Annotated in this window: 23 protein-coding genes and 1 tRNA gene; 8 read left to right on the top strand and 16 right to left on the bottom strand. The window is 64.7% G+C overall.

All coding sequences use genetic code 11. From position 1 onward, the window contains the following. Nucleotides 1-271: 271 nt before the first annotated feature. Complete coding sequence (locus NUH86_RS07525; protein WP_267251848.1) at nt 272-1297, top strand: acyltransferase family protein; 1026 nt, start codon at nt 272-274, stop codon at nt 1295-1297. Continuing rightward, the gene (locus tag NUH86_RS07520) at nt 1294-1833 is read left to right on the top strand and encodes a serine O-acetyltransferase (protein WP_267251847.1); all 540 of its coding nucleotides are present in this window, start codon (nt 1294-1296) and stop codon (nt 1831-1833) included. The genes NUH86_RS07525 and NUH86_RS07520 overlap by 4 nt, the downstream gene beginning before the upstream one ends. Nucleotides 1834-1837: 4 nt before the next feature. Here the strand turns inward: NUH86_RS07520 and NUH86_RS07515 are convergent, their stop codons facing one another. The 4 genes from NUH86_RS07515 to NUH86_RS07500 form a co-directional block, all read right to left on the bottom strand. Next, entirely contained in the window at nt 1838-3013 is a 1176-nt protein-coding gene (locus NUH86_RS07515; protein WP_267251846.1) for a glycosyltransferase family 2 protein, read from the bottom strand. A gap of 34 nt (nt 3014-3047) precedes the next feature. Further along, the gene (locus tag NUH86_RS07510) at nt 3048-3290 is read right to left on the bottom strand and encodes a hypothetical protein (RefSeq protein WP_267251845.1); all 243 of its coding nucleotides are present in this window, start codon (nt 3288-3290) and stop codon (nt 3048-3050) included. A 127-nt stretch (nt 3291-3417) separates the two neighbouring features. Continuing rightward, nucleotides 3418-3903: a PilZ domain-containing protein gene (locus NUH86_RS07505; RefSeq protein WP_267251844.1), complete on the bottom strand. Its 486-nt coding sequence runs from the start codon at nt 3901-3903 to the stop codon at nt 3418-3420. Nucleotides 3904-4082: 179 nt separating this feature from the next. Continuing rightward, on the bottom strand, nt 4083-4787 hold the full coding sequence (locus NUH86_RS07500) for a GIN domain-containing protein (RefSeq protein WP_267252058.1): 705 nt from the start codon (nt 4785-4787) through the stop codon (nt 4083-4085). Nucleotides 4788-4909: 122 nt separating this feature from the next. Between NUH86_RS07500 and NUH86_RS07495 the strand changes: the two genes are divergently transcribed. Genes NUH86_RS07495 through NUH86_RS07485 form a run of 3 tightly spaced genes read left to right on the top strand, consistent with a single transcriptional unit; the run spans nt 4910 to nt 8136 of the window. Beyond that, nucleotides 4910-6505 carry a M28 family metallopeptidase gene (locus NUH86_RS07495; RefSeq protein ID WP_267251843.1) on the top strand — a complete coding sequence of 532 codons (1596 nt, stop codon included), beginning with the start codon at nt 4910-4912 and terminating at the stop codon, nt 6503-6505. 47 nt (nt 6506-6552) lie between these two features. After that, complete coding sequence (gene hemB / locus NUH86_RS07490) at nt 6553-7548, top strand: porphobilinogen synthase (protein WP_267251842.1); 996 nt, start codon at nt 6553-6555, stop codon at nt 7546-7548. Nucleotides 7549-7551: 3 nt separating this feature from the next. Continuing rightward, nucleotides 7552-8136 carry a gamma carbonic anhydrase family protein gene (locus tag NUH86_RS07485; RefSeq protein ID WP_267251841.1) on the top strand — a complete coding sequence of 195 codons (585 nt, stop codon included), beginning with the start codon at nt 7552-7554 and terminating at the stop codon, nt 8134-8136. Nucleotides 8137-8175: 39 nt separating this feature from the next. Here NUH86_RS07485 and NUH86_RS07480 read toward each other — a convergent pair whose 3' ends face one another. The 5 genes from NUH86_RS07480 to zwf all read right to left on the bottom strand — a co-directional run bounded on the left by NUH86_RS07480 (nt 8176) and on the right by zwf (nt 13673). Continuing rightward, on the bottom strand, nt 8176-8688 hold the full coding sequence (locus NUH86_RS07480; protein ID WP_267251840.1) for a hypothetical protein: 513 nt from the start codon (nt 8686-8688) through the stop codon (nt 8176-8178). Nucleotides 8689-8725: 37 nt separating this feature from the next. Next, the gene (gene eda, locus NUH86_RS07475; RefSeq protein ID WP_267252057.1) at nt 8726-9343 is read right to left on the bottom strand and encodes a bifunctional 4-hydroxy-2-oxoglutarate aldolase/2-dehydro-3-deoxy-phosphogluconate aldolase; all 618 of its coding nucleotides are present in this window, start codon (nt 9341-9343) and stop codon (nt 8726-8728) included. Continuing rightward, entirely contained in the window at nt 9343-10308 is a 966-nt protein-coding gene (gene glk / locus NUH86_RS07470; protein ID WP_267251839.1) for a glucokinase, read from the bottom strand. Before glk ends, eda begins: the two co-directional genes overlap by 1 nt. A gap of 70 nt (nt 10309-10378) precedes the next feature. After that, nucleotides 10379-12220: a phosphogluconate dehydratase gene (gene edd, locus NUH86_RS07465; protein ID WP_267251838.1), complete on the bottom strand. Its 1842-nt coding sequence runs from the start codon at nt 12218-12220 to the stop codon at nt 10379-10381. Further along, nucleotides 12213-13673, bottom strand: a complete 1461-nt coding sequence (gene zwf / locus NUH86_RS07460; protein ID WP_267251837.1) for a glucose-6-phosphate dehydrogenase — start codon at nt 13671-13673, stop codon at nt 12213-12215. Before zwf ends, edd begins: the two co-directional genes overlap by 8 nt. A gap of 234 nt (nt 13674-13907) precedes the next feature. On the opposite strand from zwf, the gene NUH86_RS07455 reads away from it, so the two are divergent. Further along, nucleotides 13908-13992: transfer RNA gene (locus tag NUH86_RS07455), tRNA-Leu, on the top strand. A 196-nt stretch (nt 13993-14188) separates the two neighbouring features. Here NUH86_RS07455 and NUH86_RS07450 read toward each other — a convergent pair. Continuing rightward, nucleotides 14189-15334, bottom strand: a complete 1146-nt coding sequence (locus NUH86_RS07450; protein WP_267251836.1) for an aminotransferase class I/II-fold pyridoxal phosphate-dependent enzyme — start codon at nt 15332-15334, stop codon at nt 14189-14191. A gap of 54 nt (nt 15335-15388) precedes the next feature. Between NUH86_RS07450 and NUH86_RS07445 the strand changes: the two genes are divergently transcribed. After that, nucleotides 15389-15652, top strand: a complete 264-nt coding sequence (locus tag NUH86_RS07445; protein WP_267251835.1) for a hypothetical protein — start codon at nt 15389-15391, stop codon at nt 15650-15652. Nucleotides 15653-15656: 4 nt separating this feature from the next. Here the strand turns inward: NUH86_RS07445 and pgl are convergent, their stop codons facing one another. The 5 genes from pgl to NUH86_RS07420 all read right to left on the bottom strand — a co-directional run bounded on the left by pgl (nt 15657) and on the right by NUH86_RS07420 (nt 21474). Then, on the bottom strand, nt 15657-16346 hold the full coding sequence (gene pgl / locus NUH86_RS07440; RefSeq protein WP_267251834.1) for a 6-phosphogluconolactonase: 690 nt from the start codon (nt 16344-16346) through the stop codon (nt 15657-15659). A gap of 5 nt (nt 16347-16351) precedes the next feature. After that, nucleotides 16352-16825: a YbaK/EbsC family protein gene (locus tag NUH86_RS07435; protein WP_267251833.1), complete on the bottom strand. Its 474-nt coding sequence runs from the start codon at nt 16823-16825 to the stop codon at nt 16352-16354. Beyond that, nucleotides 16822-17841, bottom strand: a complete 1020-nt coding sequence (gene galE / locus NUH86_RS07430) for a UDP-glucose 4-epimerase GalE (RefSeq protein WP_267251832.1) — start codon at nt 17839-17841, stop codon at nt 16822-16824. Before galE ends, NUH86_RS07435 begins: the two co-directional genes overlap by 4 nt. Before the next feature lie 140 nt (nt 17842-17981). Beyond that, nucleotides 17982-20159 (bottom strand): 3-hydroxyacyl-CoA dehydrogenase NAD-binding domain-containing protein, encoded by a 2178-nt coding sequence (locus NUH86_RS07425; protein ID WP_267251831.1) that lies wholly within the window; start codon nt 20157-20159, stop codon nt 17982-17984. Between the two features lie 106 nt (nt 20160-20265). Further along, nucleotides 20266-21474 carry an acetyl-CoA C-acetyltransferase gene (locus NUH86_RS07420; RefSeq protein WP_267251830.1) on the bottom strand — a complete coding sequence of 403 codons (1209 nt, stop codon included), beginning with the start codon at nt 21472-21474 and terminating at the stop codon, nt 20266-20268. A 182-nt stretch (nt 21475-21656) separates the two neighbouring features. On the opposite strand from NUH86_RS07420, the gene NUH86_RS07415 reads away from it, so the two are divergent. Further along, complete coding sequence (locus NUH86_RS07415) at nt 21657-23327, top strand: MFS transporter (RefSeq protein ID WP_267252056.1); 1671 nt, start codon at nt 21657-21659, stop codon at nt 23325-23327. A 4-nt stretch (nt 23328-23331) separates the two neighbouring features. On the opposite strand, the gene NUH86_RS07410 is transcribed toward NUH86_RS07415, so the two are convergent. Continuing rightward, nucleotides 23332-23922: a nucleotidyltransferase family protein gene (locus NUH86_RS07410; RefSeq protein WP_267251829.1), complete on the bottom strand. Its 591-nt coding sequence runs from the start codon at nt 23920-23922 to the stop codon at nt 23332-23334. Nucleotides 23923-23992 lie beyond the last annotated feature (70 nt).

The raw sequence follows: 23992 nt of genomic DNA, 5'->3' as shown, positions 1-23992 counted from the left end.
CTTTCTTCCCATTTATACTGCCCATGACCTTTCCCCTCGGGAATCAAGCCTGCTTCGTCATTGAGCTGCAAAGTCACACGGTCCCCTAACGTAAAAATGACATGAATTGAACTATCCATATCCCGTCGATCAGCTATGGGATCGAAATGTACCATAGCGGGGCGTCGAGAATTTCTGTCCTTTATCCAAGCCTTTTTCCGATCCATATGCGCTTCATGCCGACCATGATTCGCAATGCTTCAGCCATGCTGCGATGAACGCCTCGATCGCTATGCCGCAACCCGCGGCCAGACCGGAACCCGAAGCCGATACGCCGCACATCGCCATTCTCGACGGGTGGCGCGGGATTTCGATCCTGCTGGTGCTGGCGACGCACATGCTGTCGCTTGGCCCCAAATCGCTAAGGCTCAACGAAGCCTTCGGCATGGTGGGGATGTCCCTGTTCTTCACCCTGTCGGGCTTTCTGATCACCAAGGCGCTGCTCAAGGATCCGTCGGTCGTTCCCTTCCTGATCAAGCGGGTGTTTCGAATTCTTCCGCTGGCCTGGACGTTCATCCTGCTGGTCGTCGCGACGCAGACGTCGTCCTGGCCGGTCATCGCGGCAAATCTTCTATTCTTCGCCAACAACCATAAACCCTATCTCTTCTACGCCGGGCATTTGTGGAGCCTGTCGCTGGAGATGCAGTTTTACATGTTCGTCGCGTTGCTGGTCGGTATTGGCGGACGCCGGGCGATCATGCTGCTGCCGGCCCTGGCGGTGGCCGTCACGCTGAGCCGCGTCGTTCGCGGCATAACCGCCGGCGTGCACACATTCGACCGGATGGATGAAATACTGGCCGGCGCGATCCTGGCGATCGTGGTCGCCCGGGGATGGCGGCCGCCCGAATCCTGGTGCAGGCCATGGGTCTGGGGGCTGCTGCTGGTCTGCAATCTGATCGGGTCGCAGCCCAATGTGCGGGACCATTTTCCGTTGCTCGCCTATTTGCGGCCCTATCTGGCGGCGGGTGCCGTCGGCCTCAGCATCTTCGCCCGGGACAATGTCGTGACCCGCCACATGTCCAGCGCCCCCCTACGCTATGTCGCGCAGATTTCCTTCGCCCTCTATGTCCTGCACCAACTGACCTATCGCGGCTGGCTGGGCAGCGGCGACACGGTGGAACGTTATCTGAAGCGTCCGCTATCGTTCCTGCTGGCTTTCGCCGCCGCGCATCTCTCGACCTTTTATTTCGAACGGCCGCTCAATCGCTTCGGCCACCGGCTGGCGTCGCGCTTCAAGCGCGAGAGGGCCGATCCTTGAGCGGCGATCGCCCCGGCGTCTGGCGGCTGATCCGGGAGGACAGGTCCACGCAGCGCGAAGGCCTCTGGGCGCAGGGCTTCTGGGCACTGGCGGTCTACCGCCTGTCCCACCGCCGCCTGGCGCGGCGGGCGGGGCTGGTCAGGCGGCTATGGGGCGGATGGGCGAAGCTGGCGGGAAAGGCCGTCGAATGCCTGTGCGGCATATCCCTGCCGGAAGGAACGACGATAGGGCGGCGCCTGCGGATCGAGCATTTCGGCGGCATCATCGTGCATAGCGCCACAGTAATCGGTGACGATTGCCTGTTGCGGCAGAATGTGACGCTCGGCAACCGCAGCGAGGCGCGGCCCATGGACGCGCCCGTGCTGGGCAACCGGGTTCAGGTGGGGGCAGGGGCCGTGATCCTGGGCGGGGTGCATATCGGCGACGACGCCGTTATCGGCGCCAATGCGGTGGTGTTGATCGACGTGCCCGCTGGCGGGGTCGCGGTGGGGAACCCGGCCCAACTGGTTCAGCGGCGCGCGGCGAGCGGGGCATGAAGCCTCAGTCGCCATCCCTCGCGGTGCGGACCCAACCCCGTTTCGGGCCAAGCGCCATCCGGACGTAAAAGCCAAGCTTCTTCAGGACGCTGACCGGCATCAACGCCATTTCCTTCAGCGTCAGCAGGTCACGCGCATGTCGCGCCCAGGCAAACAGGATCGCGCCGCCAAACAGCGCGATCATGACCGACAGCAGCAGCAAGGGCGCCACCTCACCCCCCATCAGCCACCACAGGCCCGACACGGCGCACAATGCCGCCAGCACCATGCAGAGCAGGCTCAGCGGCGGAATGGCGATGTCCAGCCCCAGCAGGATCAGGCCCGGCTTGCGCCGCGTCATCCCCTCTATCAGCAGCGGCAGGGCGAAGCGGCGCATGATGGACAGATATCCGCTTTCCCATCGCGCCCGCTGGATTTCGGCGGCCTTGCTGTCCAATGGCAGCGGGCTGGTTATGCGAGCCTGGGGCGAAAAAACGGGCGGATAGCCGGCCTTGGCAAGGTTGATGCCCAGCAACAGGTCTTCCACGATTTCCCCGGACGCGACATCGATCTGTTCCAACGCGCCCGCCGGAAACGCCATGCCGCTGCCCGTCAGGATGCAGGGCATGCCCAGCGCATGGCAACCCAGCAGGCGGACATGATTTTTGACGCGGATCGCAAACGCGCTGAACCGCATGGCCAGCCGCTCATGCGCCGGGGCGGTGATCAGATAGGATCCCTGCACCGGTCGGCCGGTGCGCGCCACATCGGCGGCCAGCCGCGACAGCGCGCCGCTTGCCACATGGCAGTCCGCATCGACGACGATCATGACCGGATTGGCCCATTGCCGCGCATGCGCGATGCCATGGGCCAGGGCATAACCCTTGCCCCGCAGATCGGCGCTGAACCTTTCGGTCACGTCCGCCCCCATGTCGCGGGCGATGGCGGCGGTGTCGTCGCTGCAATTGTCGGCGACGACCAGCAGCCGGTCGCCCACGCGCAATTGGGGAAGCAATGCGGAAAGCGTCGCCGCGATGATCGTCCTTTCATCATGCGCGGGGATCAGGACGGTGAAGGCGGGGGCGTCCCCCGCCTCGTCATTCCGGCGCGCCAGGGAGGCGCAGGCGATTTCCAGCACGAACAACGCGACCGGCGGCATCGCCAGCACGGCGCAGAGCAGCAATATCGTGGTGATGGTCATGATCCCTGCCCAAGCTGCCGATGAGAATGTCCGCCTATTTCCTGCCGGTATTGGGCCGGGTCAATCCAATCGCTTCCATGATCATGAGAAGACAAAGCCAGGACAAGGTGGCCGCATATAAAGGAAGCCAGAAAATCGCGATGAGTCTGTCCGCTATTCCCACCGTCACGACATGGCGGGAGCGGGTCTGCCGCCGCCACAGGGCAATAAAGCCCACGACCCATAGCACCGCCAAGGCAAGAATAGCGGCATAGGCCCATAGCGGATAGGAAAGCATGTGACGCTACAACTCAAAAATAGAGGATTCGTCAAGCGTTAAGGAAAAACTTCAATATTTTGGACCATTGATCCAAGTCAAACGGCCTTTTTCCGACGATCCAATAGAGACTGTGCGCGATCCAGGATCAATGTGACAGGGCGAGCATTTTAACGGCCCACCCCAAAAATCCAAATAATCCCCAGGAAAGCAGGGACAAACCAACTATAAGGGCAATGCGCTTGGATTTTGAAGGAAGAGACATGGTCTCACCTTCCCGATCGACATGGATGGCGGCGCATCCGAAACTACCAGTGACGACCGTATGCGCCAACTTGATTTTCTCGATCTGCGCGTCGTGAAGCGGCCGGTCGAACCGACAGCCCGCCACCTTGCCGCCCGACCAGATGACGCGCGCGGCGCATCTCCCGATGCCGGGCAGGCCCAGGCTGATCGCTTCGCCCGCCGCCAGCGGCACGGTGGAGGATATGCGGCAACCTTCGCTGGAAAGATCGTCGATGACGACGTCGAACGGCTTCTGTTCCCGCAGGCGCAATGTGGAGGGGCGCAGCAGCTTCTGCCGGTTCGAGACGCGGACGGCAGCGGCGGCATTGGCGGAAAGCAAGTTCGGCATGACATACCTTGAATGGATGCCAAATCGTTACGATAGAGGTGCTAAGAAGCGGTTAAGTGCAACGATATCCTCCAGGCACTAGAGCGGTTTTCGATCTGATTGAATCAGATAGACCGCTCTATTCCTTTGTTTTACCGCGATTTCTTAAACGTCAGATGATGCCATCTGACTGGAAAGCGCTAATAAGCCACACCCCCGCAACTGATCCGCCCCGTCCCGCGATTGTCGACGCTGCACGCCGCTTTCCCGACCACCGTCACATCGCCCGATCCGGAAGCCGTGACCCTGGCCGTCACCTCCGCCGTCAGCGCCACATTCCCCGGTCCGTCATTCGTCAGCACGGCCTGCCGCGCCCGCAATCCCTCGGCCGCCACCGCGCCCGGACCAGTGACCCGCACCGTCGCCACACCGACCCGTCCGGCCAGATTCGCTCGCCCGGCCCCCGCCACGCCCAGATGAAGCTGCTCCAGATCCACCGCCGCCACGCTGACATCGCCATTGCCGCCCAGCACGATCTCCCCGCGCAGCCCCTTCATCCGGCTGATCGAAACCGATCCGCCCCCGGTCAGCACTACCCGGCCCAGATCGCCGGTCGACAGCCGCAGCACCGCCCGCCCGCCGGATTTCTCGCCCGGCTGCGCCCGCTCCATCGTCACCGCCAGCAGGCGTCCCGACAGGTTCAGCTTCAGCCGGTCCAGCACCGCCTGATCCCCCTCCGCCCGTGCGGACGCCCCGGCGCCTGTGGTAATCACGACCTCGACCGGCGCCTCCACCCGGATCGCGTCGAAGCTGGAAAGGGTGAAGCCCCGCGTCGCCGCCCCGGCAGGGGCCGCCAGTCCCGCCATCGTGACGACCGCAAAAGCGAGAAAACGGGGAAGCGGCATCACGATCTCCCAACTCAATATCGCGATCCTGATACGAATAGGCGGTAGCGGTTCCAAGCCCCCTTGTTCGTCGCACCGGATCGGGCAAGATCGTCGGGTTTCCAAAAGAGGGCATGTGGCTGATGCGCAAACTGTTTTCCGGACTCCTCCTGGGATTGATCGGCACGACGGCCTTGGCCGCTCCGGATGACAAAGTGCTGGATAAGCGGGCGGAAGCCTGGTGGAGCCACGTCCGCACCCTTGCCGACGATGCCTATGAAGGACGCGGCACCGGCAAGCCCGGTTATGACAAGGCGGCGGATTATGTGATCGCCCGGCTTCAGGCGCTCGGCCTCCAGCCAGCGGGCACGCACGGCTATAAACAGCCCATCGCCTTCACGGAGCAGGTGATCCTGTCGCAGGACAGCAGCGCCAGCCTGATCGGCGCACAGGGCGAAACGCCGCTTGCCGTGCCCGCCGACATAATTTTCTCGGGCGGCGGCGGTCCCGTTCCGCCCACTGTCAGCGCGCCGCTGGTCTTTGCGGGCTATGGCCTGCACCTCCCCGAAGCGGGGCATGACGATTTCGCCGGACTCGACCTTAAGGGCAAGATCGTGGTGGTCGTTTCCGGCGGGCCTGCGACCATTTCCGGCGCGCTCAAATCCCATGCCCGGTCCGAACGGGCGACCTGGCTCGCTCGGCAGGGCGCATTGGGGCTGATCCAGCTCGTCACGCCCAGGCAGGTGGAAATCCCCTGGGATCGCCGCATGGCGCTCTCCAGCCAGCCCGCGCTGTTCTTCCAGGATACGGCCCTGCGCGACACCGCCACGCCTTTCCTGAGCGCACAGTTCGATCCGGCCAAATCCGCTTTGCTCTTCGCCGGTTCCGGCCATGATTTCGCGCAGGTCGCCGACGCGGCCGATCGATCGGCGCCGGTCCCGTCCTTCGCGCTGGCGCAGCGTCTGGACGCAAAGGTGGCCGCCCGCCGCGCCGACCTGTCATCGCCCAACATCATCGCCGTCATGCCGGGAACCGACTCGCTTCTCAAAAAGCAATATGTCGTCCTGTCCGCCCATCTCGACGGCTATGGCGTCGGCACGCCGATCAAGGGCGACGCGATCTACAACGGCGCCATCGACAACGCTTCCGGCGTCGCCAGCCTGCTCGAAATCGCCCGCACCCTGCGCGAGGGCAGGGGCAAGCCCAAACGCTCGATCCTGTTCGCCTTCGTGACGGCGGAGGAAAAGGGGCTGCTCGGCTCGACCTATTTCGCCAAGCGGCCCACCGTGCCGCACAAGGATCTGGTGGCGAACCTCAATTTCGACATGGCGCTGCCGATCTTTCCCCTGACCAGCGTGACGCCCATCGGCTACGACCAGAGCAGCCTCGGCAAGGACGCGGCGGCGGTGAGCGCGCAGACGAACCTGCCGATCACGCCCGATCCTTTCCCGGACCGGAACGTCTTCATCCGATCCGACCAATATAGTTTCATCCGCACCGGCATCCCCGCGCTGTTCTTCAAATATGGCTTCAAGGCGGACACGCCGGAGGCGACGGTGGAAAAGGCCTGGCGCGCCAATATCTACCATTCGCCGAAGGATGACGCGAACCAGCCGGTGATGCCGGCGGAATCGGTGAAGCTCAACGACTATGTCGCCGCCGTGACCCTGCGCATCGCCAACGCGCCGGATCGTCCGGCCTGGAACGAGGACAGCTTCTTCCGCCGCTTCGCCAAATAGCGTCCCCATGCTTGATCCGGCGGGGGTAGGGGCCTAAACCCCCGGCCATGACCCAAGCTTCCTATCCGGCGCTTCGTCTGCGCCGCACCCGCGCCTCCGCCTGGAGCCGGGCGATGCACGCCGAAAACCGCCTGAACCCCAGCGACTTCATCTGGCCTCTGTTCGTCACCGAGGGCAGCCAGATGGAGGAACCCATCAAGTCGCTCCCCGGCGTTTCCCGCTGGTCGGTGGACCTGATCGTGGAGCGCGCAAGGGAAGCGCATGCGGCGGGCATTCCCTGCCTGGCCCTCTTCCCCAATACCCAGCCCGAACGGCGCAGCGACGACGGCGTGGAGGCTCTCAACCCCGACAATCTCATGTGCCGCGCCATCCGCGCCATCAAGGACGCGGTGCCGGACATCGGCATCCTGACCGACGTGGCGCTCGACCCCTATACGGCCCACGGGCAGGACGGCCTGCTGGACGAGGCGGGTTATGTCGTCAACGACGCCACCATCGACATGCTGATCGGCCAGTCGCTCAACCAGGCGGCGGCGGGCGCGGACATCATCGCCCCCAGCGACATGATGGACGGCCGCGTCGGCGCGATCCGCGAGGCGCTGGAGGAGGAAGGCCACGCCAATGTGCAGATCATGGCCTATGCCGCCAAATATGCGAGCGCCTTTTACGGCCCGTTCCGCGACGCGGTTGGCTCCGGCGGCCTGCTGAAAGGCAACAAGAAAACCTATCAGATGGACCCCGCCAACAGCCAGGAAGCGCTGCGCGAAGTCGCCCTCGACATTGCGGAGGGTGCCGACAGCGTGATGGTGAAGCCGGGTCTGCCCTATCTCGACATCATTGCCCGCGTGAAGGACCGGTTCGAAGTGCCCGTCTTCGCCTATCAGGTGTCGGGCGAATATGCGATGCTGGAGGCCGCCGCCGCCGTGGGCGCGGGGGACCGGGACGCGCTGGTGCTGGAAACGCTGTTGGCGTTCAAGCGGGCGGGCTGTTCCGGCGTCCTCACTTATCATGCGCTCCATGCGGCGCGACTGCTGGGAGCCTGAAACATGACCGATCATCCCGACGTCTCGATCATCCCGCTCAACGGCAAAAGCCCGGTGATCCACCCCAGCGCCTTCATCGCGCCGGGTTGCCGGATCATCGGGGATGTGGAGATCGGTCCCGACGTCAGCATCTGGTATAATTGCGTGATCCGGGCGGACATTAATTTCATCCATATCGGCGCGCGCACCAATATCCAGGACGGCACGGTGGTCCATTGTGACAGCCCCGGCGACAATATCAACGGCCGCCCGTCCGAAGGCTGGCCCACGATTATCGGGGAAGACGTGCTGATCGGCCATATGGCGATGGTTCATGGCTGCGTCCTGAAGGATCGGGCCTTCGTTGGCCTTGGCGCCATAGTCATGAGCGGCTGCACGGTGGAAAGCGATGCCATGCTGGCCGCGGGCGCGCTGCTTTCACCGGGGAAGACGGTGCTGCATCGTCAACTCTGGGCGGGCCGCCCCGCCAAATATATGCGCGACCTGTCCGACGAAGCGCTGATCGACATGCGCGAAGGCGTCGACCATTATGTCCATAATGGGAAGGCGCATAAGGGCGCGGTCAAGGCGGCCTTCGCATCGGATTGAACCAGCCCAAGGTTACATGACCATGGGCAATGTTTCAGATCAAGGCTGAGCCAACCGCCCCTTGAGCACGTCCAGCCGATCATTCTGGCTATCCACGATCGCCAGCGCCGCGCCGCGCGCGGCATCGATCGCATCGATCCCGCCGCCGACCTTGCCCTCCGACACGGCATTGCTGCGCTCGACATAAAGAACGTCCAGGCTCGCCAGCGCAGACACGCTGTCGTTGCGCGCCGTTTCGAGCGTGCTCAGCGCCGTTTGCGCCGCCACCCAGGCCTCGCTGGAAACCGCCGACCCCGCAGCCGCCCGCGTCACCCTGTCCGCCTCCGGCCATGCCTTGTCGAAAGCCGCCCCGCCCGCCTGGGCCTGCGCCGTCAGCCGGTCCACATTCCGGACCAGCTCCGGCTCCGGCGCGACGGGGGAGGGCGCCTGCGACACCTCGGCAATGGGCGCATCCTCTATCGCCCGCTTGGCGAGCGAGGGATAGCCCTGAAAGGTGCTGGCGCAACCGGACAGGAAAAGGGCCAGAGAGGGAAGCAGCCGACGCAGGATCATGAAACGCATCTAGGATGGCGTGGGCGCGGAGGCAAGCTCAGCGCGGCAACGCCGCCGCTTCCCGCGCCAAAGCCTCGATCCTCGCCGGATCGACCGGCCCCTTGGGCACGACCCAACTGCCGCCGACGCATTTGATGAAGGGTTCGGCCAGCCATTTTGGCGCGCTTTCCGCCGTGATCCCGCCGGTCGGGCAGAAACGCGCCATGTGCAGCGGCGCCGCCAGAGCCTTCAGCGCAGGCAGGCCGCCCGAAGTCTCCGCCGGAAAGAATTTGAAATGCGACAGGCCCATGTCCAGCCCGCGCATGATGTCGCCCGCCGTCGCGGTGCCGGGCAGGAAGGGAATCCCCGCCGCAATCGCCGCCCGGCCCAACGGCTCGGTGAGGCCGGGGCTGACGATGAAGCGCGCGCCCGCCTCCATCGCGGCATCCAGTTGCGCGGGATTCAGCACGGTCCCCGCGCCGACCACCGCGCCCTCTACCTGCGCCATCTCCCGGATCACATCCAGAGCGGCGGGCGTCCGCAACGTCACTTCCAGCGCGGGCAGCCCGCCCTTCACCAGCGCCCGCGCTATGGGCAGCGCGTCCTCGACCCGGTCCACCACCAGCACCGGGATCACCGGGGCCAGTTCCATCACCCGTTCAACGCTCAAACCCATCATCTCTTCTCCCGAAAGGCCGCGGCGGCGCCGTACAGCCCGATTTCGTCATGCAGGGCGAGCCGGATCGGCACGGATTTCATCAGGCTTTCGAACCGCCCCTTGGCGGTGAAGCGCTGATGGAAACCGCTATGCGGCAACAAGGCCCGCATCCGCTGCGTCAGCCCGCCCGCCAGCACCACGGCATGCGGCCCCTGCGCCAGCGCCAGGTCGCCCGCGACCGACCCATAGGACATGCAGAAACGATCGAACGCCGCCCGCGCAAACTTGTCTGTGCCGTCGATAGCCGCCTGCCAAAGCTCGGCATCCTCCATCAGCACCACACGGTCATGGCCGATGGTCGCCATCGCCTTGTAGATATTGTTGAGGCCCGGTCCCGACACGATCCTCTCGGTCGACACGCGCAGGAACTTGTCGCGCAAATAGGCGAGTATCTTCTCCTCCAACGGATCGAGCGGCGCGAAATCCAGATGGCCGCCTTCGGTCGCGATAACATGCGGCTCGCCATCGTCGAAGGCGATCATCGCCACGCCCAGGCCCGTGCCCGGCCCCAATATCGTCACCCCGCCATCACGCGGGAAGGGTCTGTCCTCCCCGAACAGCAGCGGCAGATTTTCCTGCGGCAGACGGGCCACGGCATGGGCCACCGCCTCGAAATCATTGACCAGCCGCAAATGCTTGATGCCCAGTTCCTCGTCCAGCGTGTCGGGCCGGATCACCCAGGCGCTGTTGGTCAGCTTGATCACATCCCGCCCGATGGCGGTGGCGAAGGCGATGGAGGCGGACGCCGGCAGATGGCCGCCCTCATCCTTGACGAAGGTCGCCCAGCAGGCCTGAAGGCTGGGATATTCCGCCACCTTATATTTGCGCACCTTGCCCAGCGTCGGCACATTGCGCGCGTTCAGTTTCGCGCGGGCGAAGCGGGCATTGGTGCCGCCGATGTCGGCTGCGATGATCTCGGTCATGAACGACCTTTCTCCATTCATTTCGGTCATCCCAGCGAAGGCTGGGATCTCGTGAGGCCAGGCGTAGCTCTTAAACTTCGGCCTCCATCGCCGCCAGAATGGGCGAGGCGCCGCTCTCCGCCAGATCGCTGTGATGCCGGAACAGCGCGAACAATTCCCGGCCCGTATCATAGGGGGCAGGGGGGGCGGCAGGCACATCCCGCGCCTCCCACTCCGCCGCGTCGACCAGCGCCGTGACTTCCCCCATCTCCGCGCACACTCGGACGAGATCGCCGTCGCGCAGCTTGCCGATGGGACCGCCGCCCAAAGCCTCCGGCGACAGGTGAATGGCCGCCGGCACCTTGCCCGAAGCGCCCGACATGCGCCCGTCGGTCAGCAACGCCACGCGGAACCCGCGATCCTGCAACACGCCCAGCGCCGGGGTCAGCTTGTGCAGTTCCGGCATGCCGTTCGCCTTCGGTCCCTGAAACCGCACCACGACCACCACGTCGCGCTCCAACTCACCCGCCTTGAAGGCGCGCAGCACATCGTCCTGATCGTGAAACACCGCCGCAGGAGCCTCGACGGTCCAGCGGTCTTTGTCGACCGCGCTCACTTTCATGACGCAGCGCCCCAGATTGCCGGACAGCAGCTTCATGCCCCCATCCGGACTGAATGGATGGGACACCGGGCGCAGGATCGTCTCGTCCCGCGATTCCGGCACGTCCTTCCAGACCAGCGCGTCATTTTCCAGCACCGGCTCCTGCCCATAATCGGCCAGGCCCCGGCGGGCGACGGTCGGAATATCCCCGTGCAGCAGGCCATTTTCCAACAACTCGCGGATCACATAGGAAATGCCGCCCGCCGCATGGAAATTGTTCACATCGCCCGATCCATTGGGATAGACCCGCGCCAGCAACGGCACGACGTTGGAAATCTCCGCAAAATCGGTCCAGTCGATGACGATCCCCGCCGCCCGCGCGATGGCTGGCAGATGGATCGCATGATTGGTCGATCCGCCGGTCGCCATCAGGCCGATGATCGCGTTGACGATCGCCTTCTCATCGACGCAATGACCAAGCGGCCGATAGTCATCGTTGGGTTGTCCGTCTTTGGTCCATCCGATGCGCGACAGTTGATGCACCGCCGCCCGCGTCAATTCCTGCCGCAGCTTGGTGCCCGGATGGACGAAGGAGGCGGCGGGCATGTGCAGCCCCATCATCTCCATCATCATCTGATTGCTGTTCGCCGTGCCGTAGAAGGTGCAGGTGCCCGCGCCATGATAGCTGGCGCTTTCGGACTCCAGCAATTCCTCCCGGCCCACCTTGCCCTCGGCGTAAAGCTGGCGGATGCGCACCTTTTCCTTGTTGGCGAGGCCCGAAGGCATCGGCCCGGCGGGGATCAGGATGGTCGGCAGATGCCCGAAACGCAGCGCGCCGATCAGCAAACCCGGCACGATCTTGTCGCAAATGCCCAGCAGCAGCGCGCCCTCGAACATCGCATGGGACAGCGCCACCGCCGTCGACAAGGCTATCGTGTCGCGGGAAAAGAGCGACAGGTCCATGCCCGCCTGACCCTGGGTCACGCCGTCGCACATCGCCGGAACGCCGCCTGCCACCTGCGCGGTGCAGCCCACCTCCCGCGCCGCCAATTTGATTAGCTCCGGATAGCGGCCATAGGGCTGATGCGCCGACAACATGTCGTTATAGGCGGTGACTATGCCGAAATTCATCGCCGCGCCGTTGCGGATGACAGCCTTGTCTTCGCCGCTCGCGGCAAAGCCATGGGCCAGGTTCCCGCAGGAAAGCTGGTCGCGATTGGTCCCCGCATCCCGCCCGCGCTCGATCAGGCTCAGATATTTGAGACGCGAAGCGGCGCTCCGCTTCACGATGCGTTCGGTGACCCTGGCGATCACCGGATGAAGATCAGTCATTCCAGCTTGCTCCGTCACGTTCGATAAGGGCAATGGCTGAGGACGGCCCCCAGTTCCCTGAAGAATAGGGCGAAGGCTTCACGCCCGCCTGCTTCCACCCCTCGATGATCGAATCGATCCAGGTCCATTGCGCCTCCACCTCATCGCGGCGCACGAACAGGGTGGCGTCGCCCGCGAGCAGGTCCAGGATCAGCCGCTCATAGGCGATGCGGCGGCGCTGCCCGGCAAAGGCGGCGGTCAGCGACACGTCCAGCGTCACTTCCTCCAGATGCACGTCGCGCTCCAGCCCCGGCCTTTTCGTCATGATGAGCAGGCGGATGAATTCCTCCGGCTGCAACCGGATGATCAGGGTGTTCGGCTCCAGCCCCGACCCGCCGTTCCGCCCGAAGATCGAATGGCGCACCGGCTTGAACTGGATCAATATTTCCGAATGGCGCGTCGGCATGCGCTTGCCCGTGCGCAGGTAGAAGGGCACGCCCTGCCAGCGCCAATTGTCGATATGGGCCTTCAGCGCGACGAAGGTTTCGGTGTCGGACGGCTTGCCCAGCTCTTCGGCATAGCCGGTGACGATCTGCCCGCCGACAGCGCCCGGCGTATATTGTCCCCGCACGCTATGGGTCTTGGTGGTCTCCGCCGTCATCGGGCGCAGCGAACGCAGCGCCTTCACCTTCTCGTCGCGCACGGCGGTCGGGTCCATCCGGGCGGGCGGCTCCATGGCGATGATCGACAGGATTTGCAGCACATGGTTCTGCACCATGTCGCGCAGCGCGCCGACGCCGTCATAATAGGATACGCGGCCTTCCAGCCCCACCGTCTCGCCCACGGTGATCTGCACATGATCTATGGCGGTGGCGTTCCACAGCGGCTCGAACATTACATTGCCGAAGCGCAGGGCGAGCAGGTTCTGGACGGTTTCCTTGCCCAGATAATGGTCGACGCGGAAAATCTGCTCCTCCGCAAACAGCGCGCCGATGCCGTCATTGACCTCTTTCGAGGACGCCAGATCCTTCCCGATCGGCTTTTCCATGGCGATCCGCGTCTTCGGCGTGATCAGCCCGGCTTCCGCCAGCCCCTGCGCGGTCGGCGCGAACAGGGAAGGGGGGGTCGACAGATAGACGGACACGCCCTTGTCGAGCCGTCCGTCCAGCCGCTCCGCCAGAGCCTTGAACTGCGTGGCATTGCCCGCTTCGACCGGTTGATAGACGATAATGCTGCACAACCGCTCGGCAATAACGGGATCATAGCGGTCGGCGGCCAGGAATTTCCGCAGCGCCTTGTCGATGTCGTCGCGAAACTGATCGTCGGTGAATTCGGACCGCCCCGACGCGATGATCAGGAAATCGTCCGGCAGCAGCCCATCGGCCAGCAGATTGTAGAGCGAAGGAAAGATCATCCTGTGCGCCAGGTCGCCGGTGGCGCCGAACAACAGGAACGTGGCAGACGGTTCGGTCAAAGGACACCCTTTTCCGTTTGGTGTTTTCAGGTCTGCACGAGGCCGCCCTTATACCCTGCGGCGCTCGTTACGCAAGCAGGCTATCGCCGCTGGGTCCATCTCGCAACCGCGAGAAGTCGGAAGCGTTGATTTTTGGCTGGACGCTGGCCGCCGATTTTGCCATTGGCGCTCCACCTTGGCGTTTTCAAGGGGGATGGAATCATCCTCCGGCATGGAAAACGCGGTGAAGCGCATGCGGGCGTGGTGAAACTGGTAGACGCGCCGGACTCAAAATCCGGTTCCGAAAGGAGTGTCGGTTCGATTCCGACCGCCCGCACCATCTTTTGATTCAGCATCAAGCGCCGTGGCTGAAGGGCCGCCATCTCTCCAAATATCGGCATAGCGCCAAAAAAGCCCGGCAGCCATGGCTGCCGGGCAGGTGAGCTTTCACCAGGTAAAAGCTTCGGGTCGCGCCGCGGCGGTTAACCATAAATTGTTAGAAGGCCAGCGAAAATCGGCGATCCATCCAAAATGGATCAATCCCTCGCCGCGCCACCCTGGGCGTTGAACCAGGGGATCATCCGGGCAATGGCGTCCTCCACCCGGTCGGTGGAAACGGCGAAGCTGAAGCGGATATGCCGATGCCCGTCCACCGGATCGAAATCAATCCCCGGCGCCGTCGCCACGCCCGTTTCGCGAAGCAGCCGCTGACAGAAGGACAGGCTGTCATTGGTCAGATGCCCCACATCCGCATAGATGTAGAAGGCCCCGTCCGGCGGCGCGATCTCCTTCAACCCCAGCGCGGGCAGGGCGGCCAGCAGCAATTCCCGATTCCGTCGGTAGGTCGCGACATGCCCCTCCAGCTCATCGACGCAATCGAACGCCTTCAACCCGGCATGCTGCGCCAGGGAAGGCGGCGTCAGGAACAGATTCCCCATCCGCGCCCGCGCCGCGTCGATCAGGTCGGGCGGAAACACCACCCAGCCCAGCCGCCACCCGGCCATGGAAAAATATTTGGAAAAGCTGTTCACGATCACCGTGTCCGGCGCGAATTCCAGCATCGACCGCGCCGGTTCGCCATAACTCAGGCCGTGGTAAATCTCGTCCGACACGATCCTGATGCCGCGCCGCCTGCAAACCTCCGCGATCCGCGCCATTTCCCCGGCCGGAATGATGGTCCCCGTGGGATTGGCCGGGCTGGCGATGATCGCGCCATCGGGCGCCGGTTCCAAAGCCTCCAGCGCCGCCGCGCCGATCTGGTAACGCTCCGCCGGTCCGCAATCGACCTCAACCGGCTCCAGATACAGCGCCTTCAGCGTGTTGCGGTAGGCCACATAGCCGGGTCGCGCCGCCGCCACTCGCGCTCCGGGCGCGAACAGGCTGGTCAGCGCCAGCACCAGCCCCGGCGAAGCCCCGCAGGTCAGCAATATTTGCTCCGCCTCCACCACCACGCCGTAGCGCTCCCGATAATGCAGCGCGATCCGTTCCTTCAGCGCCGGGCTTTCCCAATAGCCCATGGGGTCGCTGTCCAGCACGGCATGCGCCTCGGCGATGGCGGCGGACGGCGCCCCGGTCGAAGGCTGGCCGAATTCCATATGCAGGATGGATCGCCCCTCGGCCTCCAGCCTGTGCGCTTCCCGGCTGATGGCGATGGCGTGAAAAGGATCGATATTGGCAACCATGCGCCGCCTCTTACCCGCCCCGCAACCTTGTCACAATCGCCGCGTTGGGAGGCCATGAATGAAAGCTTGCTCGATGCCCTGCAATATTATGGCGCCGCCGCCGCGACCATCGCCGCCCTCATCGTCTCGCTGAACCTGGGCCGCCGCATCACCGGCTGGGCGTTCGTGCTGTTCGTGACATCCTCCATCGCGCTGATCGGCTGGGGTTTCCTGGCGGATGACAGCGAAGGCATAGGTTTTCAGAATATCGCGTTACTCGGCATCAACATCGTCGGCGTCTGGCGCTATCTCTTCTCGAAGCACAAACCCCGCGATTGAAGGCTCACTCCGAAATCCAGACCTCCACCGACACCGCATGCTGGCAAAGCGCCACCCGGATCGGCAGTTCCTCAATCGGTCCGCCCGCCAGCGCCCGGTCATAGACGGCCTTCTTCGCAGGCCCGCCGATCTGGAGGAATATATGACGGCTCGCCAATATCGCTCCGGCGCTCATCGACATGCGCTGGTGCGGCGCGGCGGGCGGCGTCACCGCCAGGATCAAAGCCCCGGTCGAAAGCCCCTTGGCCAATTCCTTCGCCCCCGGAAACAGCGAGGCGGTATGCCCATCCTCCCCCATGCCCAGCAGCACGATGTCCAGCGGCCAGGGCAGGGCCGCAAAGGCCGCCTCGCATTCGGCCTGCCCGGCATAAGCGTCCGCCGCGTCATTCTTCATCGGCACGAACCGCGCAGCCGCCGCCTTCCCCTGCAACAGCGTCTCGCGGACCAGCCGCTCATTGCTGTCGCCATGGTCAGGCGCGACCCAGCGCTCATCGACCAGCGTCACGATCACCTTGTCCCAGTCCAGCGCTACGCCCGACAGAGCCTCCAGCACGGGCCTTGGCGAACGCCCGCCCGAAAGCGCGATGGTCGCCACGCCCCGCGCCGCGATGGCGTCGCCCAGGATCATGGCGATCCGCCGCGCCATGTCCGCCGCCGCCAGCGCACCATCGATGAAAAGATGTTCGGTAGGCATGTCGTTCAATTCTCTGTCGGAAGGGTGCAGATGTCGATCCATTGCGCGCGCGTCAGTGCGGCCAGCCGATCCGGCGTCAACTCCACCGAAGTCGACCGCGATCCCGCCGCCGGGAACACCGTCTCGAAATCGCGCAAGGAAATATCGCAATAGATGGGCAGGGGAGAGGTCAGCCCAAAGGGACACACGCCCCCTACCGGATGCCCGGTAAGCCCCTCGACCTCTTCCAGTCCCAGCATGCGCGGCTTGGCCCCCAGCGCGGCCTTCGCCTTCCCGTTATGCAACCGCGCATCGCCCCGCGCCACCACCAGCGCGATCTCATCCCCGACCCGCAACGACAGGGTCTTTGCGATCCGCGCCGGAACCACGCCCAGAGCCTCCGCCGCCTCATTGACCGTGGCGGTGCTCACCCCCTGGTCGATGATCGCGACATCCGGCGCATGGGCGGAGAAGAAGGCGCGGACGGATTCCGCGCTCATTCTCCCCCGGTCCCGCTTTGCTGAATCTCCGTCAGCTTGCGTTCCCAGGCCAGGGCATGGGTCACGATCTGGTCGAGATCGGCATATTGGGGCTTCCAGGGGAACTCCCCCATGATCGCCCGATTGTCGGAAATCAGCGCATCCGGATCGCCCGCGCGCCGCCCTTCCAGCCGCCGGTCGATCTTCAGGTTCGTCACCCGGTCGACGGCGTCCAGCACCTCCAGCACCGAAAAACCCCGGCCATAACCGCAATTGAGCAGATAATTCTGTTCAGGTTTGGCCATCAGCGCCTCCAGCGCCAGCACATGCGCCGCCGCCAGATCGGTGACATGGATATAGTCGCGCACCCCGGTCCCGTCCGGCGTGTCGAAATCCGTCCCGAACACGGAAACATGGCTGCGCTTGCCCAGCGCCGCCTCGACCGCCACCTTGATCAGGTGGGTCGCCCCCGCCGTCGATTGTCCCGTCCGCCCCGCTGGATCGGCGCCAGCGACGTTGAAATAACGCAAGGCGCAGAAGTTCATCGCATGCGCCGCGCTGACGTCGCGCAGCATATATTCGGTCATCAGCTTCGACATGCCATAGGGATTGATCGGCCGTTGCGGCGTCGTCTCCCTGACCGGGCTTTCCTCCGGAATGCCATAGGTCGCCGCCGTCGAGGAGAAGATGAAGTGCGGCACCCCCTCCGCCACCACGCTTTCGATCAGGTCGCGGGTCTTGGCGCTGTTGTTATGATAATATTTCAGCGGATTTTCGACCGATTCCGGCACCACGACCGATCCGGCGAAATGCATCACCGCCTTCACGCCATGATCGCGCAAAGTCTGCCGCACCAATGGCTGGTCGGAAATATCGCCCTGAACGAACGCCACGTCGCCGGGCACCGCCCAGCGGAAACCCGTCACCAGATTGTCGATCACCACGACGCCATAACCCGCGTCGCGCAACGCCAATACGGCATGGCTGCCAATATAGCCGGCCCCGCCTGTGACCAGAACCGTCGGCTTGTCGCTCATAAACTGAAGGTCTCCCGATAGATCAGGGCCGCCGCTTCCCCTCAACCGTCATGCTGAAACAAGTTCAGCATGACGGAGAGACGAGCTACAGCCCTTCGCCCATCAGGATTAGATCAGCTTCGCGACAATTCCCACCCCATTCATGCAGCGGCGCGGGACGAAACGGGGTGATAGAAGGTCGCGCCGCTCGCCGCCATGTCCTGCAACTGCACGGTCGGGGCGAAACGGTCGCCATGCGCCGCCGCCAGCCGTTCCAGCGTGGCCACGACAGGACCGATGCCCACAGTGTCCATATGGCTGAACGGCCCGCCGGTATAGGGCGCGAAGCCCCAGCCGAAGATCGCGCCGATATCGCCATCTTCCGGCGTTTCCAGCACGCCTTCCTCGAAACAGCGGGCGCATTCGATCAACTGGCGATAGAGCAGCCGCTCCTTCACTTCCTCGACATCGGGCTGCTCGGCGGCAAGGGGGAACATCTCCGCCAGCCCCGGCCAGAGATGTTTCTTCCCGCCTTCGGGATAGTCGTACCAGCCCTTGGCGCTCTTGCGCCCCAGCCGCCCCAGACCGACCATGCGCTCCATCACCGCGTCGGACGGCTGCGCGACATAGGCATCGCCCAGTTCCTTGCGCGCCGCGACCATGATCTTGTGACCCAGCTCAAGGGAAACCTCGTCGCCCACGGCCAGCGGCCCCACCGGCATGCCCAATTGCCGCCCGGCATTTTCGATCAGCGCCGGGTTGATCCCCTCCGCCACCATTTCCACGCCTTCCTGCACATAGGTGGCGAAGCAGCGCGAGGTGTAGAAGCCGCGCGCGTCATTGACGACGATCGGCGTCTTCCTGATCTGGCTGACGAAATCCAGCGCCTTGGCGATGGCGGCCGGGCCGGTCTCCTTGCCCAGGATGATCTCCACCAGCGGCATCTTCTCCACGGGCGAGAAGAAGTGGACGCCGATGAAATTCTCCGGCTTGCTCCATGCCTTGGCCAGCTTGGTGATCGGCAGGGTGGAGGTGTTGGACCCGAAGATGATGTCCGCGCCCAGCACTTCCTCCACCTTCTTCGTCACCTCCGCCTTGATGGCGACATCCTCGAACACCGCCTCGATCACGAAGTCCGCCCCGGCCAGCGCCGCATAGTCGGTGGTCGGCGTCACGCGGGCCAGCGTCTCCGCCATCCTCTCCGGCGTCATGCCCTTGCCCAAGCGCTTCTTCAGCACCTCCTCGACATGCGCCTTGCCCTTTTCGGCATAGGCCTGGTCGCGGTCGAACAGGACCACTTCCATGCCCGCCTGCGCGGCCACGGTCGCGATCCCCGCGCCCATCATGCCCGCGCCCAGCATGGCCAGCTTCTTCGTCGGCGCCTTGGGCTGGTCCTTGGGCCGCCGCGCGCCGCGTTCGGCCGCCTGCTTGTTGACGAACAGGCTGCGGATCATGTTCCCGGCCTGCGGATCGGCGGCGACCTTGGCGAAATATTTGCTCTCGATCCGGACGGCGCGATCCATGGGCAGGGTGATGCCTTCATAGACCGCCGACAGCAGCGCGACCGGCGCATTCATGTTCCGCTGCGTCTGCTTCAGCGTCATGGGCAGGGCGCCCGCCATGGTCTGCGCGAAGGCGGGGTTGAACCCGCCCGCGCCGCCCGGCACCTTGAAACCCTTGACGTCCCAGGGCTGTACCGATGCGTTGGGGTTCGCCTTCACCCACGCCTTGGCCTTTTCGACCGCCGTGCCCTGCGGCACCACTTCATCGACCACCTTCAACATCGCCGCCTCGGCGGGACGGAACAGCTTGCCCTGCAACATATACATCAGCGATGCCTGCACGCCCATGATGCGCGGCAGGCGCTGCGATCCGCCGCCGCCGGGGAACAGGCCGATCAGGATTTCGGGCAGTCCAAGCTGCGTCTTCGGGCTGTCGCCCACCACGCGGCGATGACAGGCCAGCGCCAGTTCGAACCCGCCGCCAACGCAGGTGCCCTCGATGGCGCAGGCGACCGGCTTGCCGCAGGTCTCCAGCCGCCGGAACAATTGGTTCAGCACGAAAACCTTGTCGAAAATCTCGGCGGGGGAGGGGCGCTTGCCGTTCTCGCTGACAAGCATCGACCCGAAATATTTCAGGTCCATGCCCGCCATGAAGCCGCTGTCCTTGCCCGACGCGATCACCGCGCCCTTGATCGCTTCCTCGGACGCGATGCGCGTGATCGCCGCATCCAGATCGGTCATGAAATCAGGGCCGATGACGTTCATCGACTGGCCGGGAACGTCGATGGTCAGCGTGGCGATGCCGTCGGCGTCTATGTCGAAATTGATGGTCTGCATGATGATGCCGCCTTTTTACTCTCCGTTCGCCCTGAGCTTGTCGAAGGGTTTTTCTTTCTTGAAAAAGCACAAGGCTTCGACAGGCTCAGCCCGAACGGGGGAGGGGTTAGATACGCTCTATGATGATCCCGGTGCCCATGCCCGCGCCGACGCACAGGTTGATGAGCGCGGTGCCCTTGCCGGACCGCTCCAGCTCGTCCAGCGCGGTGCCAAGCACCATCGCCCCGGTCGCGCCCAGCGGATGGCCCATGGCGATGGCGCCGCCATTGACGTTGATCCTGTCATGGTCGATGTCCATCGCCTGCATGTAGCGCAGCACGACGCTGGCGAAGGCCTCGTTCAGTTCCCAGATGTCGATGTCGGACTTGCTCATGCCCGCCCGCTTCAACAGCTTGCCCGCAACGAACTCAGGCCCGGTCAGCATGATCAGCGGCTCCGACCCGATGGAGGCCATGGCCCTGATCCGGGCGCGGGGTTTCAACCCGTATTTCTCGCCCATCTCCCTGTTGCCGACCAGAACCGCCGACGCGCCGTCGACGATGCCGCTGCTGTTCCCGGCATGGTGGACATGGTTCACCTTCTCCACTTCCGGATAACGGAGCAGGGCGACGGCGTCGAAACCGGGCATGTCCTCGCCCAGGGCGGTGAAGCTGGGTTTCAGGCTGGCAAGCGACTGCATCGTCGTATCCGGTCGCATATGTTCGTCATGGTCCAGCACGATCGATCCGATCACGTCCTTCACCGGCACGACGGACCGGGCGAAACGCTTGTCGTCCCAGGCGGCCTTGGCGCGCTTCTGGCTTTCCACGGCATAGGCGTCGACATCGTCCCGGCTGATCCCGAACTTGGTCGCGATCAGGTCCGCGCCGATGCCCTGCGGCGCGAAATAGGTCTTGTAGGCGACCGCCGGGTCCATCGCCCATGCGCCGCCGTCCGAACCCATGGGCACGCGGCTCATCGACTCGACGCCGCCGCCGATGGCGAAGTCCGCTTCGCCCGAATGGACCTTCGCGGCGGCCATGTTGACCGCCTCCAAGCCCGAAGCGCAGAAACGGTTGATCTGCACCCCCGGCACGGTCTGCGCATAGCCCGCGTTCAGCACCGCGACGCGCGCGATGTCCGCGCCCTGTTCGCCCACGGGACTGACGCAGCCCAGAATGACGTCGTCGACATCGGCGGTGTCGATCTCCGTCCGGTCCCGCACCGCTTCCAGCATCTGCGTGGCAAGCTGAATGGGGGTGATTTCGTGCAGCGACCCGTCGGCCTTGCCTCTGCCGCGGGGCGTTCTGACGGCATCGTAGATAAAGGGTTCCATGACTTTCCAATCCTCTCCGCAGGGCGGGATAATGCGCGGCAAATGTATTTACGTTTACGTAAAGTGCAAGCCTCAATCGCCAGCCCGCCCGGCCGTAACGTCATCCTCCGATCGGCCTTGGTCGACCGACTTCAATTCTTTTCGTGATTCGTGGATTTGACCCCATCGCCTTATTCCGCTTCATGGGGCCGGTGTCAGATTCGGACCCCTCGCAGGCGCCGTCGCCCTTATCGATCCCGATCTTCCGCGCGATCTGGTGGGCCAGCCTCGCCTCCAATTTCGGCGGGCTGATCCAGTCGGTCGGCGCGCAGTGGATGATGACCTCGCTCTCCGCCTCGCCCCAGATGATCGCGCTGGTTCCGGCGGCGACCACCCTGCCGATCATGCTGCTGTCGCTCTGGGCCGGGGCGGTGGCGGACAATCGCGACCGGCGGGTGGTGATGCTGCTCTGCCAGTTGTTCATGCTGATCGTCTCCGCCCTGCTGGCGCTGTTCGCCTGGATGGGATGGGTGACGCCCTGGGCCTTGCTGGGCTTCACCTTCCTGGTCGGCTGCGCCACCGCCATCAACGGTCCCGCCTGGCAGGCCGCGGTCGGCGACATGGTGCCGCGCGCGGCCTTGCCCCATGCGGTCTCGCTCAATTCCATGGGCTTCAACATGGCGCGCAGCATCGGCCCGGCGCTGGGCGGCGTCATCGTTGCGGTCGCCGGGGCGGCCGCCGCCTTCCTGGTCAATGCGGTCAGCTATATCGGCCTGGTCGTGGTGCTGCTGCGCTGGCGGCCCGAAAGCGTCCCCCAGCTTCTGCCCCGCGAGCGTATGGGCATCGCGATGCGGGCGGGGGTCCGCTATGTCGCCATGTCGCCGAAGATTCAGGTCGTCCTGTTGCGAAGCGCCGCCTTCGGCATCGGCGCCAGCGCCGTTACCGCGATGATGCCGCTGGTGGCCCGCGACATATTGGGCGGCGGCGCGCTGACCTTCGGGGCGCTCAGCGGCGCGTTCGGCATCGGCGCGGTGGCGGGCGCGCTGTTGACGGGGCAATTGCGCCGCCGCTTTTCCGTCGAGACCATCGTGCGCTGGTCCGCCATGGCGCTTGCGGCCGGCACGGCGTTGATGGCGGTCAGCGGCTGGCTGGCCGTGGCCCTGGGGGGACTGCTGCTTGCCGGCGCCGGCTGGGTCATCGCTCTTTCGACCTTCAACGTTTCGGTCCAGATGTCCGCGCCGCGCTGGGTCGTGGCGCGGGCCGTGGCCCTGTATCAGATGGTCGCCTTCGGCGGCATGGCCCTGGGCGCCTGGCTGTTCGGCACCATGGCGGAGGATCATGGCGTCGTCATCGCCCTCTACAGCGCCGCCGCCCTCCAGTTCGTCTCCGCGATCATCGGCTATGTCCGCCCGCTGTCGCAGGCGGGCGACGAGAATCTCGATCTCCAGAATTTGTGGCGGGAACCCCAGACCGCCGTTCCGATCGAACCCCGCAGCGGCCCGGTGGTCGTTACCATCGAATATCGCATCGCCGCCGGATCGGTCGTCCCCTTCCTGACCGCCATGAGCGAGCGCCGCCGCATCCGCCGCCGCGACGGCGCCCAAGGCTGGTCGCTGCTGCGCGACCTGGGCGATCCGGAATTATGGGTGGAGCGCTATCATGTGTCCACCTGGCTGGACTATGTCCGCCACAACAGCCGCCGCACCGTCGCCGACAAAGCGAACAGCGAAGCCATCAACGCCCTGCATCTCGGCCCTCATCCGCCGGTCGTCCATCGCATGGTGGAGCGGCAGACCGGATCGCTGCCGATCGGTCGTTCGGCCGACCCGCGGGAGATGGGCGATCCCATGACCGATCCCACCCGTTCGAGCTGATCCGCTATTCCGGCCGCCCCTCGGCCAGATCCTCCGGCGTGTCGATGTCGCGCAGGCTGGCGCCCATCGTCTCGATCTGCATGCCATGGCTCAGCAGCGCGCGCGCGCCCTGATCCCCGCGCAGCGCCAGCAGTTCGGGGAAATGCTTGCGCCCGATGAAGGCCGGGGGCGAGGAGGAAAAGCCGTCGGTGCTGGCGACGACGGACCGGATGTCCTCGGCCGCCAGGCAGATGCGGTTATAGTGCGTCTGCGGCACGTCGGGCATGTCGGCCAGGCAGATCAATATGCCCCGGCATTTCCGGATCGGCATGACATGTTCGACCGCCCGTATGATGCTGCCGGATATGCCGTCTTCCGGCCGGTCGTTGACCAGGATGGTGTAGCCGCGCCGCTCCAGGCGGCGGTGCAGGACCGGCGAACGCTCGATGGGCCGCGCCACCGCCACCAGTTCCCCGAAGATCATGGACGCGATGGTTTCCAGCGCGTGGACGGCGACGGGCTTGCCCCGCCAGTCGGCCATCAGCTTGTCCTCTTCCCCGAACCGGGAGGAAGTGCCTGCTGCAAGGAGGACGGCGGCGATCTGTTCAGTCCGCATGGTTCCCTAATATATGATTGTTGCGACCCGGTTCTTCCGGTTTGATCCCCATGTGCCATCGAGACGATGT

Origin of the sequence: Sphingobium sp. JS3065, from assembly GCF_026427355.1 — a bacterium.
In the GTDB taxonomy this organism is placed as follows: Bacteria; Pseudomonadota; Alphaproteobacteria; order Sphingomonadales; family Sphingomonadaceae; genus Sphingobium.
The sequence above is the reverse complement of the archived record's forward strand: the minus strand, read 5'-3'. Positions and strand labels throughout refer to the sequence as shown.